The sequence below is a fragment of the Vibrio sp. MED222 genome (assembly GCF_000153005.1).
Lineage (GTDB): Bacteria > Pseudomonadota > Gammaproteobacteria > Enterobacterales > Vibrionaceae > Vibrio > Vibrio tasmaniensis_A.
Map to the genome: position 1 here is coordinate 73,338 of NZ_CH902607.1, position 16,369 is coordinate 89,706.

Consider the following 16,369-nt stretch of genomic DNA (forward strand, 5'->3'; position numbering starts at 1 on the left):
TAAGCTGAAAAGCATGTATAAATAATCAGTATTGAAGTTATGTCTATTATCTTAGGGATTGACCCTGGCTCTCGCATTACCGGCTATGGCGTGATTCGTCAAAATGGTCGCCATCTATATTACTTAGGTAGTGGTTGTATTCGTACTTCCGAAAAAGAACTGCCAGGTCGACTAAAACAGATTTACGCTGGCGTGAGCGAAATCATCACTCAGTTTCAGCCAGATGTGTTTGCGATCGAGCAGGTTTTCATGTCGAAGAACGCTGATTCTGCACTTAAGCTTGGACAAGCTCGTGGTAGTGCGATTGTGGCAGCGGTGAATGCGGATTTACCCGTTCATGAATATGCGGCTCGTTTGATCAAACAAGCGGTGACAGGTAATGGTGGTGCTGATAAGTCGATGGTTCAGAACATGGTGATGAGCATGCTCAAGCTACCTGCCAAACCACAGGCTGATGCTGCCGATGCTCTCGGCGTAGCGATCACTCACGCTAACACCAATAAAACCTTGGTTGCACTGGCAGGTAAAGCAACGGGAGCGAGAAAAGGACGCTACCGTTAATCCCCCTATCGCTTTCTAGAAGTTTTCTTTCGATGAGCTTTACGCCCCGTTTGGCTCATATCAAAACAATACGCACCTAAATCCTTGATGAAATGAGATCTTTCGAACAGAACCCAGATAATAACATTGCGTATCATTTAACATGTTATTAACATTGGTCGGAGGTCTTACAAGTTAATCAAGGATGATCACTGATGAACCCAATCAAGCTGTGGCGCGCGCTGTTTCTACCTAAAAGCAATGGCTGGAGTAACAACGAAGTCAGACAAGCCGATATCTTATTACTCTTCACTTTTATCGCATTCTTCGTGGGTGTCTATAGCTTAATCAAGTGGACTAAGCACGAAGAGCAACTTCTGATCGCCACATCTGTATTTCTTATCGTATTCGAACTGATCTCTGCACTGCTACTTCGTGTGACGAGTAAGCCGAGCCTTGCACTTAACTTTGGTTTTGTCGGTATGGCTGTTCACGCGTTGAACATCATCTATCAAAGCGGTGGAGTTGTGGCTTCCACTCAAGCTTATTGGGTGCCTTTGTTAGTGGTCGCTTTTTTCTTATCAGGAACACGAATTGTGGCTTTGGTATGGAGTGGACTGGTTATCGGTGTTTCATTAGTGATGACCTCAGCACATCTCAATGGATTTGCATTTCCCCAGCTTGAATTAACTCCGGAAGCGGTGGTGGTTGAAACTTGGTCTGGCGTGATCATGCCGCTGGTGGTCATCTGCATTGCTCAAGCCTTTACCGCTAAGCAAAAAGAGGTGGCGATCGAAATGGCAGAGGATGCGATTTCAGAAAGCCAACAGATTGCCAATCAAGCGACTCAAAGTGAAGGGCGACTCTCGGTGGTGCTTGATCAAGCCAATTCGAATTCAGAGAGTCTACAAGCTGTTTCGGTTCATTTAGAACAGCAGTCACAAGACTTGCATTCTCAAGTCGAAGTGTTGAATGTCAATTGTGAATCTCAAGCGAGCGCTGCAGAAGAGATGAGCCAACAACTTCATCAAATGACTCAAGGTATCGAAGAATCCAATTCATTTGTGGGTGAACTGAAAGAACGTAGCGAAGCGGTTGGTACTAAGGCACAAAAGAGCTCAGAGTCACTAGAAGCGTCAACCGATGCGATCAGCCAGATTATTCAAAGTAATCAAGAGATAATGAAAGTCGCTGATTTGATCACTTCGGTTGCTGAGCAAACCAATCTATTAGCACTCAACGCGGCAATCGAAGCGGCTCGTGCTGGTGAGCAAGGACGAGGGTTTGCTGTCGTCGCTGATCAAGTGCGAGAATTATCGGCGAAAAGCAGTCATTCCGCGATAGAGATTCGAACTTTGTTAGACCGAAGTAAAGAGGAAGTGGAGCATGGCAGAGCAATCATTGAAACCACGGCCAATGAAATGAACGGGATTATCTCCGAGGTGCAAACCATCTCGACCGACGTTAACCAACTGACTAATATTATGGCGATGCAGATGAACTCATTGAAAGAGCTCGATCTCGCCAGTTCAGACGTTGCCCAAAGTGTGGCGGAAACTAAATCGGTGTCAGGCTTAGTCGCTAATTATGGTTCTGAGCTAACAGGTCATGTGACTTCGGTTAAAGAATTGGTCGCGAGCTTGAACAGCGTGGTCTCGCAAGCCAAACAAGCCTAAATTATTCACTTCAAAAAACACAAAGAACTGGATAAGTATCCAGTTCTTTTATATTCTGTCCTTCAAATTAAATTCCATCAAGAGAGTGAATTGTGATCGGACGTCTCCGCGGTACATTAATAGAAAAACAGCCACCAGAGTTATTGATTGAAGTCAGTGGTGTTGGTTATGAAGTTCAAATGCCAATGAGCTGTTTTTATGAGTTACCAAACGTAGGCGAAGAGGCAATTATCTACACTCATTTTGTGGTACGTGAAGATGCTCAGCTACTTTATGGTTTTAACACGGTTAAAGAGCGTGCCTTGTTCCGTGAAGTGATTAAAGCTAATGGTGTCGGCCCTAAACTTGGTCTTGGGATTCTTTCAGGCATGACCGCTAGCCAATTCGTTCAAAGCGTTGAACGAGAAGATATCTCTACGCTGGTTAAACTGCCGGGTGTTGGTAAGAAAACCGCAGAACGTCTGGTCGTTGAAATGAAAGACCGCCTGAAAGGGTGGGGCGCAGGTGACCTGTTTACACCTGCAACAGATGCAGCGCCAATGGACTCTATGCCAACGGTGCACGACGCGGAAGAAGAAGCGGTAAGTGCACTACTTGCATTAGGCTACAAGCCGACCCAAGCTTCTAAGGTGGTTTCTCAAGTGGCTAAAGATGGCATGACCAGCGAACAGTTGATTCGCGAAGCTCTGAAATCGATGGTTTAATACCTCATATACTCGTTCTACAAAACAGATTCATTCACTTTGCCTTTACACAGGGTCAAGAAGCGCATCGTCAAGAAGCGCATAGTTAGGAATATCAGAATTTATGATTGAAGCCGATCGCCTTATTGCACCGGACAACCCAGTATTCAAAGATGAAGATGTCATTGATCGTGCAATACGCCCTAAAGCACTGGCTGACTATCAAGGTCAGGATCACGTCCGTGGTCAGATGGAAATTTTCATCAAAGCAGCACAAATGCGTAATGAGGCGCTCGATCATCTGTTGATATTTGGTCCTCCAGGCTTGGGCAAAACCACATTGGCAAACATTGTTGCTAATGAAATGGATGTGAACATTCGTACCACTTCAGGACCTGTATTGGAAAAAGCAGGTGACTTGGCGGCATTGCTGACCAACCTTGAAGAAAATGATGTTCTATTCATTGATGAGATCCACCGCCTTAGTCCTGTGGTTGAAGAGGTTCTGTATCCGGCAATGGAAGATTACCAATTAGATATCATGATTGGTGAAGGCCCAGCGGCACGTTCTATCAAGATCGACCTTCCTCCTTTCACTTTGATTGGCGCAACCACTCGTGCTGGTTCACTGACATCGCCGTTGCGTGACCGTTTCGGTATTACTCAGCGTCTTGAGTACTATAAAGTTGAAGATTTACAAAACATTGTTCAACGAAGTGCTGATTGTCTTGGTCTTTCTATGGAATCGCAAGGGGCGTTAGAAGTTGCTCGTCGAGCTCGTGGTACGCCACGTATTGCTAACCGTTTACTGCGCCGTGTTCGTGACTATGCGGAAGTGAAAGGCGATGGACATATTTGCCCAGAGGTTGCTGATAAAGCGCTAAACATGTTGGATGTCGATGCTAAAGGTTTCGACTACATGGATAGGAAGCTTTTGCTTGCGATTATGGAGAAGTTTGGTGGTGGGCCGGTTGGTATAGACAACATGGCTGCGGCGATTGGTGAAGAAAGAGATACCATTGAAGATGTGTTAGAACCTTACTTGATTCAACAAGGTTATCTACAAAGAACGCCAAGAGGTCGAATCGCGACCGACAGAGCGTATTTACACTTCGGCATCGATAAACCATCTAATCGTTAATTTATTCATTTTTAAAGATCCCAGTTGCATAAGCGCTGGGATTTTTTGCTTTCTATTGAATAACAACTCTTTGAGCGAGTCGATAAAAAAAGCTGAATAGCTCCCTCAAAAATGAAAACTTTGATTTCACGTTTGAATTGAGTAACAAAAAGTGAAATAAGCTGTTATGTTTTTTGTTAATACTTTATGGGTAGTTGTAATTCATATGTTGATGCAGTGCTGAGCTTTTGTCACAGATATCATATGCTGCTATTAATAGAGACATAATTGGTGTGATTTTAATCATAACTGTTCAAAAATAACTCTAATTTGCTTGAATAAAATTGATACAAATCAACGCAAGGTTCTCCTATAAACCTTTTGAAACATACTGATTTTACCAGTAATATTAGCGTCAGCTATATTAGCTCATGCTTAACAATAATCTAACTATAACGGTACGTTTTTACTACAAATTTCAATTTGTAATAACAATCTCACGAATTGTTTTAACACGGATTTTTGCGGTGAATAATCACACAAGTGTCATTCAGCCGACACAAAGGAGTTACCATGATTGATGTTGTTGATCTGTCGCGATTGCAATTTGCATTTACAGCGATGTATCACTTCCTATTTGTTCCACTGACTTTAGGTATGGCATTTCTACTTGCCATTATGGAGTCAGTTTATGTAATGACTGGCAAGCAAATTTACAAGGACATGACTAAGTTCTGGGGTAAATTGTTTGGTATTAACTTTGCTCTTGGTGTAGCGACAGGCTTAACCATGGAGTTCCAGTTCGGTACTAACTGGTCATACTATTCTCACTATGTTGGCGACATCTTTGGTGCTCCGCTGGCTATCGAAGCGCTTGTTGCATTCTTCCTAGAGTCTACTTTTGTTGGTCTTTTCTTCTTCGGTTGGGACAGATTGTCAAAGCGTCAACACTTAGCGGTAACGTGGTTAGTAGCACTTGGTTCTAACTTCTCTGCGCTTTGGATCTTGGTAGCTAACGGCTGGATGCAAAACCCAGTGGGTGCAGAATTTAACTTTGAAACTATGCGTATGGAAATGGTGAGCTTCGCTGAAGTTGTACTAAACCCAGTAGCACAGGTTAAATTCGTACACACAGTAGCGTCTGGTTACACAACGGGTGCAATGTTCATCCTTGGTATCAGCTCATACTACATTCTTAAAGGTCGTGACCTTGCCTTTGCTCGTCGCTCTTTTGCGATTGCAGCATCTTTCGGTATGGCGGCAATCTTGTCAGTAATCGTGCTAGGTGATGAATCTGGTTACGAGCTTGGTGAAGTTCAAAAAGTGAAGCTAGCAGCTATTGAAGCTGAATGGCACACTGAAGAAGCACCGGCCGCGTTCACTGTGTTTGGTGTTCCAAACCAAGAAACCATGCACACAGACTACGCAATTAAGATCCCTTACGTAATGGGCATCATTGCAACACGTTCTTTTGATACAGAAGTAACAGGACTACGTGACTTGCGCGACGATCACGTTGATCGTATTCGTACCGGTATGTATGCGTATGAGTTGCTTGAAAAGCTACGTGGTGGTGACCGTTCAGAAGAGAACAAAGCGGCATTTGACGAAGTAAAAGGTGACCTAGGTTACGGACTGCTTCTTAAGCGCTATACAGACGACGTTGTTGATGCAACAGAAGACCAAATCCAAATGGCTGCGGATGATTCTATCCCAACAGTTTGGCCTCTATTCTGGTCGTTCCGTCTGATGGTTGCTTGTGGCTTCATCATGCTGTTTGTATTCGGTGCGGCGTTTGTTCAAACGTGTCGTCAGAAGATCGAACAGAAACCATGGGTACTTAAAGCGGCGCTATTCTCAATTCCACTACCTTGGATTGCGATTGAAGCAGGTTGGTTTGTTGCTGAATTTGGTCGTCAACCATGGGCGGTGGGTGAAATCCTGCCGGTTAACGTTGCTGCATCAGCACTGACTATTGAACAGCTTTGGACTTCTCTATTTGCAATTCTTGCACTGTACACAGTGTTCTTGATTGCTGAAGTTTACCTAATGCTGAAATTCGCACGTAAAGGTCCAAGTAGCTTAAAGACAGGCCGTTACCACTTTGAACAAAACGATAACTCTGTTGAAGACAAAGTTAGCCGTTCAGTCGAAGTATAAGTGAGGGAATATTATGTTTGATTACGAAAGCTTACGACTTATTTGGTGGGTATTGATCGGTGTTCTACTGGTTGGTTTCGCCGTAACTGACGGCTTTGACATGGGTGTTGCTGCTCTTTCACCGGTTATCGGTAAGAGCGACACTGAACGTCGTATTATGCTAAACACGATTGCCCCTCACTGGGATGGCAACCAAGTATGGCTAATTACGGCTGGTGGTGCATTGTTCGCTGCATGGCCATTGGTTTACGCGACGTCTTTCTCTGGTTTCTACTTCGCAATGTACGTGACGCTAGCAGCACTTTGGCTACGTCCACTTGCTCTTGATTACCGTTCAAAGATTGAAGAGCCAAAATGGCGTAAGGCATGGGACTACGCACTTTGCTTTAGTGGCACAGTTCCGCCAATCATCTTTGGTGTAGCGTTTGGTAACTTACTGCAAGGTGTTCCATTCGAACTGAACTACCTGATGATGTCTAAGTATCATGGTACGTTCTTCGCTCTGCTAAACCCGTTTGCATTGCTATGTGGCGTGTTGGCTCTGATGTTGTTCGTGATGCAAGGTGCAACATGGCTTCAAATGAAGACAACAGAAGAACTGCACAGCCGCGCACGTAACGTTGCTCAGATCACTGGCCTAATTGCTATTGCTCTGTTCGTTATCGGTGGTTTCTGGGTTCAATCTATCGAAGGCTATGTAATTACAAGCACGATAGACACGTTTGCTGATTCAAACCCACTAAACAAAGAAGTATCACTTCAAGTTGGTGCTTGGATGACAAACTTCGAAACATATCCAGCAATGTGGGCTGCGCCGATTCTTGGTGTAGTAATGCCACTGCTTGCTGTGATTGCATCTCGCTTTGAGCGTGGTGGTTTCGCATTCTTGTTCTCAAGCCTATCTAACGCTGGTGTTATTCTAACGGCTGGTTTTGCAATGTTCCCATTCGTAATGCCATCAAGCCTGAATCCTAACCATAGTTTGACTATGTGGGATTCAACAGCAAGTGAGCTAACGCTTGGTCTTATGACTGGAGTTGCGGCGGTAATGGTTCCTGTGATTCTTGGCTACACAACGTGGACATACTACAAAATGTTCGGTCGTCTAGATAAGAAACACATCGAAGATAACGACGTTTCAGCTTACTAAGCTAGAAGTTAAATAACTTAGGAGAAATTTTATGTGGTATTTCGCATGGATTTTGGGTGTACTTCTAGCATGTGCATTCGGCATCATCAATGCTCTATGGTTAGAGCATTCAGAAATGATGGATAAAGACAGTGAGTAATCTCGCAGAGCAAATCGCTAAACTGCATCAACCTATGGATAAGACTCTGTTAAGAGCTTTATCTCTAGTATTGGGTTTCATGCATGTAGGTTTAGTGATGTGGGAACCTGAAGCGTATGCGACAAGCATCGGTGGCTTTAATGCGATCATCGGGCCAATGTTCATTTGGGCAGCATGTTCAAGCATGGTTTACGGTATCGGATTTAAGCCGAGAGCTTGGATGTGGCAACTACTGTTCAGCCCATACGTTTCACTCACAATTTTGCTCTACCTAACGGTGCTGCGCCTTTTATAAAAGGCAAAGGATTTAGGTTCATAACGACGTGAACCTTTATACTTGTTGGGTTTTTAGCCAAAAAGAGGTCATCTTATACAGATGGCCTTTTTTTTCGTCTCTTAAATCAAAAAATTCACAGCGATATACTATTAATGATAAGGAGTTAGGTTATAGTGAGATCTTTATCGTTTTGAATTGTGGTATCAAATTGCAGGGATTATCTAAGCCATTTACGTGGCCAGTGACAGTGTATTACGAAGACACCGATGCAGGTGGTGTTGTATACCATTCAAACTATCTTAAGTTTTTCGAACGCGCTCGAACTGAGATGTTGCGCTCAATTGGCGTCTCTCAGCAAGTCTTGTTAGAACAAAATATCGGTTTTGTAGTCCGACATATGGACATCGATTTTATTCAAGGTGCGCGCCTTGATGATTCTTTACAAGTCATTACAAATATTTACGAGTTGAAGCGAGCTACCTTGGTCTTCTGTCAAGAGATCGTAAATCCTGATGGCAAAGCATTGTGTAAAGCAATGGTTAAGGTAGCATGTATCGACAATCAAAAAATGAAACCCAAAGCAATGCCAACATTTATTCTCACGGAGCTAACGAATAGTGACTGCTGAAATCTCAATCTTAGGCCTAATTTTAGAAGCTAGCTTACTAGTTAAGATGGTCATGCTAATTCTCATGGGCATGTCTGTTGTTTCTTGGGCGATGATCATCAAACGAAGCAAAGTATTATCTCAAGCTACTAAACAAACTGACGTGTTTGAAGATAAGTTCTGGTCTGGTGTTGATCTCGCTAAATTGTATCAAGAGAGTAATAAGCGCAAAGACGAACTCTCTGGTACTGAAGAGATTTTTTACGCCGGCTTTACAGAGTTTGCTCGCCTTCGAAAATCAAATGCAGCGTCTCCAGACTTCATCATGGAAGGCACTGGTCGTGCAATGCGTGTTGCGGTTGCCCGCGAAGTTGATGAACTGGAAACTAACTTACCCTTTTTGGCGACTGTCGGTTCTATCAGCCCATACATCGGCCTATTTGGTACGGTTTGGGGCATCATGCACTCATTCATCGCATTAGGTGAAGTGAAGCAAGCGACATTAGCAATGGTTGCTCCTGGTATTGCAGAAGCACTGATCGCGACAGCAATGGGCTTATTCGCGGCGATTCCCGCTGTGATGGCGTATAACCGTTTTAGCAGCCGAGTTGGTAAGTTAGAGCACAACTACGCGACTTTCTCTGAAGAGTTCCATAGCATTCTTCACCGTCAAGCGATGGCTGGCAGGGAATAATAGATGGCCGGATACCAACCTAAAAAACGCAAAATGACAGCAGAGATTAACGTTGTACCTTACATCGACGTTATGCTTGTTTTGCTGATCATTTTTATGGTGACTTCGCCATTTGTTACTCAAGGCGTAGATGTTGAATTGCCTCAAGCTTCAACGGCCAAATCTGCACAAGATCTATTGGGTGACGACAACGCGAGTTTCATTATCGTTGAAGTGAACAAAGATGGTGAGCTTGGTTTGAGTGTTAATAACGAAGAGGTTCAGCGAGGCTTGTCTCTGGAAGATATTATCGTCCGAGTGAAGGCGGAACTGTCTCTGAACCCAAATTCTCCAGTGGCGGTTGGCGGTGATGCTGCAACGCCTTACGCTGAAGTGGTTATCTTACTTGATGAATTAAGCCGTGCAGGTGTGCCAAAGGTTGGCCTTTTAACGGATATAAGGGAATAGCTCCGTAGCATTCATGAAAGCGAATAATAAAAAATCCAATAATTTTAGATCACCGCTTCTTATTTCTCTTGGGCTGCACGTCGTTTTATTCGTTGCGCTCATTTGGGGAGCGGATTTCACCATGTCAGAGCCAAAGCCTACAGGGCAGATGGTTCAAGCTGTGGTGATTGATCCTCAGTTGGTTCGCCAGCAAGCTCAACAGATTCGTCAACAAAGAGAAGCGGCGAGCAAAAAAGAGCAAGAGCGTTTAGATAAACTAAGACGTGAAAGCGAACGACTTGAAAAAAATCGTAAAGCTGAAGAAGAGAACATTCGAAAGCTGAAAGAAAAGCAAGCTAAAGAAGCCAAAGCGGCTCGCGACGCGGAAAAGCGTCGAGTTGAAAATGAAAAGCAACGTAAAGTTGAAGAGGCTCGCTTAAAACAAGAGAAAAAGAAAGCCGCTAAAGCAGAAGCTGATCGTAAGTTGAAAGAAGCCGCGGTTGTGAAAGCAGAAAAAGAACGCAAGGCAAAAGAAGCGGCCATTGCTAAAGCTGAACAAGAACGCGTGGCGAAAGAAAAAGCCGCGAAAGAGGCCGCTGAAAAAGCCCGTAAAGAAAAAGAAGCCGCTGAGCGTGCTGAGAAACAACGTATAGCGAAAGAGAAAGAAGCGGCAGCCGCAGCAGAAAAAGCTCGTAAAGCAAAAGAAGCTGCAGCAAGAGCGGAGAAAGAGCGTAAACAGCAAGAAGCGGCATTGAACGATATTTTTGCTGGGCTTGAAACTGAAGCGACTCAAAACTCTTCAGCTAGACAACAATTTATTAGTGATGAAGCGCAGCGTTATGGTGCTATCTATACCCAACTCATTCAACAAAACTTGTTGTTAGAAGACAGCTACAGAGGTCGTTCATGTCGAGTGAACCTAAAGCTTATTCCAACGGGATCTAATGCGATATTAGGTAGATTGAGTATCTTAGATGGTGACAGTCGCTTATGTGCGGCAACGAAGCGTGCGGTAGCACAAGTGCAATCTTACCCGTTACCTAAGGACCCAGACATTATAAAATCACTGAAAGACATTAACTTAACTGTATCACCAGAGTAAAAGGACGAACTTGTGTTAAAGAAACTATTACTGAGTTTTGTTTTCTTAATAGCTACAAGCAGCCAGTTTGCCCATGCGGCACTGGAGCTGGTTATTACAGATGGTATTAACTCTGCACGACCTATCGCTATTGTTCCTTTCCGTTGGGAAGGCGCAGGACCATTGCCGCACGATGTGTCAGCAGTTATCGCTTCTGACTTGCAACGCAGTGGTAAATTCAGCCCAGTTGCGACAAGTAAAATGCCTCAAACGCCTTACAGCGAAACCGAGGTGAATTTTGATGCTTGGACTAACCTAGGTGTTGATTCACTGCTAACGGGTAGCATTACTAAAAATGCTGAAGGGCAATACGTCGTTAACTACCAGTTGATCGACATTGTCCGTGGTCAACTGACTAAAGGGCAAAGCCGTGCACTAAGCGATGAAGGCCAATTAGTACTTTCTAAAGATCATGTGCTGTTCAACAAGAAAGCGACAGTGCCTGGTAAACGCTTGAGAGAGTACGCACACCGAATCTCTGATTTAGTGTATGAAGAGCTAACGGGTGAGAAAGGGGCGTTTCTAACGCGTATTTCTTACGTAGTTGTGAACGACAAAGACAAATACCCGTACCAGCTTCGTGTTGCTGACTACGACGGCTTTAACGAGCGTTTGGTGCTTCGTTCTAAGCAACCTCTTATGTCACCAGCATGGTCGCCAGACGGTAAGAAGCTTGCGTATGTGAGTTTCCAAAATGGCCAAGCTGAAATATTCATAATGAATATTTACACGGGTGAGCGCGAGAAAGTGACGTCATACCCTCGTCATAATGGTGCGCCAAGATTCTCGCCAGATGGTAAAACATTGGCGTTGGTATTGTCGAAAACAGGCAGTCTTCAGGTGTACACACTCGACCTTGCTAGCCGTAAGCTGACTCAAATTACCCGCGGTCGTTCTAACAATACTGAACCATTCTGGCACCCAGATGGCAAGTCTCTAATTTTCACATCTGATCGTGGTGGTAAACCACAGATTTATAATGTAAATTTGTCAAATAATTCGACATCTCGTATTACTTGGCAAGGTAGCCAAAACTTAGGTGGCCAGATCACCCCTGACGGACGATTCCTGATTATGGTTAATCGTAGCAATTCGGGTTTTAACTTGGCTAAACAAGATTTGGAAACCGGTGCGGTTCAGGTGCTAACAAAAACATTGTTAGATGAATCTCCAAGTATTGCACCGAATGGAGGTATGGTTATCTATAGCTCTATTTACAATAAAACAAACGTACTATCGATGGTTTCTATCGACGGTCGTTTTAAGGCTAGATTACCGGCAACGAACGGACGCGTAAGAGCGCCTTCGTGGTCACCGTTTCTCTAGTTGATTTGATACATTCTTTTAGCTATTGATAGTGTTAACTATTGTGGCATTTAACTATCTATAGCACTTAGTCGCTGTAGAAACTAAGTTTGATAACGTAAGGAAAAAAAGATGCAACTTAACAAAGTTCTTAAAGGCTTGATGATTGCACTACCAGTGATGGCAGTAACGGCATGTAGCTCAACTGATGAAGCAACTTCTGCAACATCTGGCACAGAAAGCAACCAAACAACTTCAGGTTCAGAAGGCAACGTAGATACAACTGTTGTAACGCCAATTGACGCTAACGGTCAACTGTCTGAGCAAGAGCTTAAAGAGCAAGCGCTACGCGAAACTCAAACAATCTACTTCGCATTCGATAACTCTACTATCGCTGGCGACTACGAAGAAATGCTTGCAGCTCACGCAGCATACCTAGTTAAGAACGTTGATATGAACGTTACTGTTGAAGGTCATGCTGATGAGCGCGGTACTCCTGAGTACAACATCGCACTTGGTGAGCGTCGTGCACAAGCTGTAGCGAAATACCTACAAGCTCTAGGTGTTCAAGCAGACCAAATCTCTATCGTAAGCTACGGTGAAGAGAAGCCACTTCTTCTAGGTCAATCTGAAGACGTGTACGCTAAAAACCGTCGTGCAGTACTAGTTTACTAATTTCAGTAGGCTATATAATTGAGGAATTGCCTCATGTTCAGTAACACAAAGCGAGTCATTTTGCTTTCGTTACTGGCAAGTGCAGCGAACACCACGTTCGCTGCACCAGCTCCAGTATCCGATCTCAATAGCACCGCAACAAATTCATCATCTTCCTCTCGATCAGCATCTAACGAATCAGATATTGAGCGTTTAGAGCGCTTGCTTCAAAATCGTAATCTCGTTCAGCTTCAAATGCAGCAACAAATCGACGATATGTCACTGGAGATCAGTGAACTTCGTGGTGAGTTGGAGCGAAACAGCTACGATATGAAACAAATGCTCGAGCGCCAACGTGAATTGTTCATTGAACTGGATCGTGTGAGAGGCGAGGTGAAAGCAGCAGGAACAGCAACGGTAGCAGTAGCAGCGAGCGAAGGCTCTAAGGATGCTTCTGGTACGTTCAGTACTGATGTTGATGAGCAAACAGCTTATCAGAATGCTGTAGATATGATTCTAAAGCAGCGAGACTACACGGGTGCTATTGCAGCATTCCAAAAGTTTCAAAAAGACTTCCCAGACTCGACCTTCACGCCTAACACCCATTATTGGTTAGGTCAGCTTTATTTCGCTAAAAAGCAAGATAAGGAAGCAGTGAAGAGCTTTGCCGCTGTTGTGTCATACAAAGACTCCAACAAGCGCTCTGATGCTCTGGTTAAGCTTGGTGACATAGCTACGCGTAACAACAACGCGACGCAAGCTAAGAAATATTACCAGCAAGTTGTAACCGAGTATCCAAACAGTGCTTCGGCTAAAGTGGCTAAAACCCACTTGTAAACAAAATAGGGGTGCTCAGGTACCTCTTTTTTATATCTGATCACTTTCGTTTTGTGTCTACTTCTCTTCTTTGTAATGCCAACGCATCGCTTTGTTTATGCGTTTTAAGCATTAGTTAGTCATCGCTTGAAACCAATCCTTTTTGATCCCAATCGCTGTCCTGTGTAGAATACTCTAATTCTCGGAAGAAGTTGCGTAGAGCAAGAGCAATGAGTCATATACTAGATAAAATCGATACAGTTTACCCGTTTCCGCCTAAGCCAGTTCCACTGAGCGACGCTCAGAAGCAGGCCCACATCGCAAACATCAAAACACTACTTCAAGAAAAAGATGCAGTTCTAATTGCACACTACTACACAGATCCTGAAATTCAGGCCCTGGCTGAAGCAACTGGTGGTTTTGTTGGCGATTCATTAGAAATGGCTAAGTTTGGTAACCGCCATTCGGCAAGCACTTTGATCATCGCTGGCGTTCGTTTTATGGGGGAGTCAGCAAAGATTCTTACACCTGAAAAACGCATTCTAATGCCAACACTAGAAGCTGAATGTTCTCTTGATCTTGGCTGTCCTGCAGACAAGTTTACAGAATTTTGTGATGCTCACCCTGACCATACAGTGGTTGTATACGCGAATACCTCTGCGGCTGTTAAGGCTCGTGCAGACTGGGTAGTTACGTCGAGCATCGCTCTAGAAATCGTTGAAAGCCTAGACGCTGAAGGCAAACCCATTATTTGGGGTCCAGACCGTCACCTAGGTTCTTACATCGCAAATCAAACTGGCGCTGACATGCTGCTTTGGCAAGGTGAGTGTATTGTTCATGACGAGTTCTCAGCTGATGCTTTGAAGAAAATGAAATCAGTATACCCAGAAGCGGCTATTTTGGTTCACCCAGAATCACCAGCAAGCGTGGTTGAACTGGCTGACGCTGTTGGTTCAACAAGTCAACTGATCAAGAAAGCAAAAGAGCTGCCTCATCCACAGATGATTGTCGCGACTGACAAAGGTATCTTCTTCAAAATGCAGCAACTGGTTCCTGAAAAAGAACTTATTGAAGCGCCGACAGCAGGTGCCGGTGCAACTTGTCGAAGCTGCGCGCACTGTCCTTGGATGGCAATGAACGGCCTTGAAGCGATTGAAAATGCGCTTGAGAATGGTGGCGAGCAACACGAGATCTTCGTTTCTGACGAACTGCGCGTGAAGTCCCTTATCCCATTGAACCGCATGCTAGATTTTGCTGAGCAATTAAATGTGCAGGTAAAAGGTAACGCTTAATCTAATGACGTGAGGTTATAAATAATCCAATATTTATAACTCTGCAGTCTTTATAATGTGGTGCATTTGTCATCATTAAAAAAACCAGCCGCAGTGCTGGTTTTTTGTATCTGAATATTCGCCTTAGTCTAGTCTCATTAGCTGCTGCAATTTACACTAGGTATGACCAATCGTAGCAAATACCACTATTAGCAATACCTATAATAGTAAACAATGGGTCAGCCTAGTTTGTTAAATCACTTGATAACATCGTTAGAAATCTTGATTGTAGAATAACGACTTATCGAAGTTTCTTGTCGAAAAGAGCTGCCTTGTTCTCAAGCCCTTTTCCTGAGCGATTTATGTTCACTTACTTACTGTGACTGACATTAATTTTTCTACGCTATTTCCGTATCAGTGTGTTCAAATTGAGAATTGAATTTAGATTGATTCATGAGTACGAACAGAAATAGTCCGGCCATCAGCGAAGCGGCGACCCAATATGGGAGGCTTTGGTTGTATTGATAAAGTATCGTTGCAGTGATTGGCCCCACAATGGAAGATAGCCCTTGGATGGCAGAAATTGTACCTGAAGCTGCACCTTGTTCGTTCATATCTACTGAGTTGGCGGTGATAGCTTGTATCGCCGGAAACAAGAGTCCCAACCCTATTGCCATAAATATATAGCCTGTAATAAGAAGCGTAGCTGAGTGTGCTACTGACACAATACCGAGGCCAGCACATGCCATTATTGGACCCATCATGAAACTCTTTAGTAATACGTTGTTTTTCATTTTGGCTAAGAAAGCTTGTGTGATGCCTAACGTGATTCCAGTGATGGTCAAAACGATACCAGACAGCTGAGCTGCTTGTTCCGATGTATCTCGGATGCGGTCGAGTATTAAAAATCCAATGATGATCTGGGCTGTTATAACAGCAAACATACAAGCGAACATAGCGAGTGCCGGGAAGCGAAGTCGTTGGTCAAAAAAGCTTAGAGTATTCTCGGAAGGCTCGTGGATTATTGTTGTTTCAGGTAAGCGGATCTTGATCGTAACCCAGGCGATGAATGGGAATACTGACAATACGTACAACGGCAGTGTCAGAGAGTATTGAGATAACATTCCACCTAAAGCTGGCCCTGCAACTAGCCCTATTGCACTTGCTGCCCCAATACTTGCCATGGCACTTTGTCGCTCTTTGGGCGAGGTAATATCTGCCACTAACGCAGTGCTAATAGGCGTAATAGCCGCTAAAAACAGGCCGACGAATGTGCGAGCAACGATCATTCCTATGAGTATGATGAGTGAGTGAAAGGTTGTTTTCAGGGATAGATCTAGCCATATCGTCATGAGGATAAAAGAGCACGCATAGCCTAAAGTAGCGACTAGCAATACGGGTTTTCGTCCCTTCTTGTCACTGGTCTCCCCCCATTTTTTTGCGCTAAGAAGCCAAGCTATTCCCGACATAGCGACCACCAAGCCACCATGCCATTCCATTAAACCAACTTCGCGAATAATCGGACCGATCACTGGAATGATCGACATCATCGCTGTCATACAGACAGCGTTTAATACAAATAACTGTTTAATAGTACTCATAAAGTGGCTTTTTTAGTTTGGCTACAATGTATGGAGCATCAAATATACAACCGATATAATGCCAATAAAAGCATTAATGGAAAAGATTATCATTATCAGTTAAATTAAT

The 16,369-nt window shown here is 43.9% G+C and carries 17 protein-coding genes; 16 read left to right on the forward strand and 1 reads right to left on the reverse strand.

Annotated elements, in window-relative coordinates; genetic code table 11:
• Positions 1 to 39: 39 nt before the first annotated feature.
• The 16 genes from ruvC (at position 40) to nadA (ending at position 14,680) form a co-directional block, all read left to right on the forward strand.
• Entirely contained in the window at positions 40 to 561 is a 522-nt protein-coding gene (gene ruvC, locus MED222_RS14385; protein WP_009846369.1) for a crossover junction endodeoxyribonuclease RuvC, read from the forward strand.
• Between the two features lie 194 nt (positions 562 to 755).
• Positions 756 to 2,216 (forward strand): methyl-accepting chemotaxis protein, encoded by a 1,461-nt coding sequence (locus tag MED222_RS14380; RefSeq protein ID WP_009846370.1) that lies wholly within the window; start codon positions 756 to 758, stop codon positions 2,214 to 2,216.
• Between the two features lie 92 nt (positions 2,217 to 2,308).
• A complete protein-coding gene (ruvA, locus tag MED222_RS14375) occupies positions 2,309 to 2,920 on the forward strand; it encodes a Holliday junction branch migration protein RuvA (RefSeq protein WP_009846371.1) in 612 nt (203 codons plus the stop codon).
• A 103-nt stretch (positions 2,921 to 3,023) separates the two neighbouring features.
• On the forward strand, positions 3,024 to 4,040 hold the full coding sequence (gene ruvB / locus MED222_RS14370) for a Holliday junction branch migration DNA helicase RuvB (RefSeq protein WP_009846372.1): 1,017 nt from the start codon (positions 3,024 to 3,026) through the stop codon (positions 4,038 to 4,040).
• 552 nt (positions 4,041 to 4,592) lie between these two features.
• Positions 4,593 to 6,179, forward strand: a complete 1,587-nt coding sequence (cydA, locus tag MED222_RS14365) for a cytochrome ubiquinol oxidase subunit I (protein WP_009846373.1) — start codon at positions 4,593 to 4,595, stop codon at positions 6,177 to 6,179.
• A gap of 13 nt (positions 6,180 to 6,192) precedes the next feature.
• Positions 6,193 to 7,329 carry a cytochrome d ubiquinol oxidase subunit II gene (gene cydB, locus MED222_RS14360; RefSeq protein ID WP_009846374.1) on the forward strand — a complete coding sequence of 379 codons (1,137 nt, stop codon included), beginning with the start codon at positions 6,193 to 6,195 and terminating at the stop codon, positions 7,327 to 7,329.
• A 31-nt stretch (positions 7,330 to 7,360) separates the two neighbouring features.
• Positions 7,361 to 7,468: a cytochrome bd-I oxidase subunit CydX gene (gene cydX, locus MED222_RS21835; protein WP_000270284.1), complete on the forward strand. Its 108-nt coding sequence runs from the start codon at positions 7,361 to 7,363 to the stop codon at positions 7,466 to 7,468.
• On the forward strand, positions 7,461 to 7,763 hold the full coding sequence (gene ybgE, locus MED222_RS14350; RefSeq protein ID WP_009846375.1) for a cyd operon protein YbgE: 303 nt from the start codon (positions 7,461 to 7,463) through the stop codon (positions 7,761 to 7,763). The genes cydX and ybgE overlap by 8 nt, the downstream gene beginning before the upstream one ends.
• A 172-nt stretch (positions 7,764 to 7,935) precedes the next feature.
• Positions 7,936 to 8,373: a tol-pal system-associated acyl-CoA thioesterase gene (ybgC, locus tag MED222_RS14345; protein ID WP_017104273.1), complete on the forward strand. Its 438-nt coding sequence runs from the start codon at positions 7,936 to 7,938 to the stop codon at positions 8,371 to 8,373.
• Positions 8,363 to 9,046 carry a protein TolQ gene (gene tolQ, locus MED222_RS14340; protein WP_009846377.1) on the forward strand — a complete coding sequence of 228 codons (684 nt, stop codon included), beginning with the start codon at positions 8,363 to 8,365 and terminating at the stop codon, positions 9,044 to 9,046. Before ybgC ends, tolQ begins: the two co-directional genes overlap by 11 nt.
• A gap of 3 nt (positions 9,047 to 9,049) precedes the next feature.
• Positions 9,050 to 9,493, forward strand: a complete 444-nt coding sequence (gene tolR / locus MED222_RS14335) for a protein TolR (protein WP_009846378.1) — start codon at positions 9,050 to 9,052, stop codon at positions 9,491 to 9,493.
• Positions 9,494 to 9,506: 13 nt separating this feature from the next.
• Entirely contained in the window at positions 9,507 to 10,574 is a 1,068-nt protein-coding gene (tolA, locus tag MED222_RS14330; protein ID WP_017097725.1) for a cell envelope integrity protein TolA, read from the forward strand.
• 12 nt (positions 10,575 to 10,586) lie between these two features.
• The gene (tolB, locus tag MED222_RS14325) at positions 10,587 to 11,939 is read left to right on the forward strand and encodes a Tol-Pal system beta propeller repeat protein TolB (RefSeq protein ID WP_009846380.1); all 1,353 of its coding nucleotides are present in this window, start codon (positions 10,587 to 10,589) and stop codon (positions 11,937 to 11,939) included.
• Positions 11,940 to 12,050: 111 nt separating this feature from the next.
• On the forward strand, positions 12,051 to 12,593 hold the full coding sequence (gene pal / locus MED222_RS14320) for a peptidoglycan-associated lipoprotein Pal (protein ID WP_009846381.1): 543 nt from the start codon (positions 12,051 to 12,053) through the stop codon (positions 12,591 to 12,593).
• Positions 12,594 to 12,626: 33 nt separating this feature from the next.
• On the forward strand, positions 12,627 to 13,409 hold the full coding sequence (gene ybgF / locus MED222_RS14315; RefSeq protein WP_009846383.1) for a tol-pal system protein YbgF: 783 nt from the start codon (positions 12,627 to 12,629) through the stop codon (positions 13,407 to 13,409).
• Between the two features lie 209 nt (positions 13,410 to 13,618).
• On the forward strand, positions 13,619 to 14,680 hold the full coding sequence (gene nadA / locus MED222_RS14310; protein WP_009846384.1) for a quinolinate synthase NadA: 1,062 nt from the start codon (positions 13,619 to 13,621) through the stop codon (positions 14,678 to 14,680).
• Between the two features lie 377 nt (positions 14,681 to 15,057).
• Here the strand turns inward: nadA and MED222_RS14305 are convergent, their stop codons facing one another.
• Complete coding sequence (locus MED222_RS14305) at positions 15,058 to 16,260, reverse strand: MFS transporter (protein WP_009846385.1); 1,203 nt, start codon at positions 16,258 to 16,260, stop codon at positions 15,058 to 15,060.
• Positions 16,261 to 16,369 lie beyond the last annotated feature (109 nt).

What these genes read in the sequence shown, in the direction of transcription:
- ruvC (WP_009846369.1), top strand. Translation starts at nt 40, where the DNA reads ATGTCTATTATCTTAGGGATTGACCCTGGCTCTCGCATTACCGGCTAT.
- MED222_RS14380 (WP_009846370.1), top strand. Translation starts at nt 756, where the DNA reads ATGAACCCAATCAAGCTGTGGCGCGCGCTGTTTCTACCTAAAAGCAAT.
- ruvB (WP_009846372.1), top strand. Translation starts at nt 3,024, where the DNA reads ATGATTGAAGCCGATCGCCTTATTGCACCGGACAACCCAGTATTCAAA.
- cydA (WP_009846373.1), top strand. Translation starts at nt 4,593, where the DNA reads ATGATTGATGTTGTTGATCTGTCGCGATTGCAATTTGCATTTACAGCG.
- cydB (WP_009846374.1), top strand. Translation starts at nt 6,193, where the DNA reads ATGTTTGATTACGAAAGCTTACGACTTATTTGGTGGGTATTGATCGGT.
- cydX (WP_000270284.1), top strand. Translation starts at nt 7,361, where the DNA reads ATGTGGTATTTCGCATGGATTTTGGGTGTACTTCTAGCATGTGCATTC.
- tolR (WP_009846378.1), top strand. Translation starts at nt 9,050, where the DNA reads ATGGCCGGATACCAACCTAAAAAACGCAAAATGACAGCAGAGATTAAC.
- tolA (WP_017097725.1), top strand. Translation starts at nt 9,507, where the DNA reads ATGAAAGCGAATAATAAAAAATCCAATAATTTTAGATCACCGCTTCTT.
- pal (WP_009846381.1), top strand. Translation starts at nt 12,051, where the DNA reads ATGCAACTTAACAAAGTTCTTAAAGGCTTGATGATTGCACTACCAGTG.
- ybgF (WP_009846383.1), top strand. Translation starts at nt 12,627, where the DNA reads ATGTTCAGTAACACAAAGCGAGTCATTTTGCTTTCGTTACTGGCAAGT.
- nadA (WP_009846384.1), top strand. Translation starts at nt 13,619, where the DNA reads ATGAGTCATATACTAGATAAAATCGATACAGTTTACCCGTTTCCGCCT.
- MED222_RS14305 (WP_009846385.1), bottom strand. Translation starts at nt 16,260, where the DNA reads ATGAGTACTATTAAACAGTTATTTGTATTAAACGCTGTCTGTATGACA.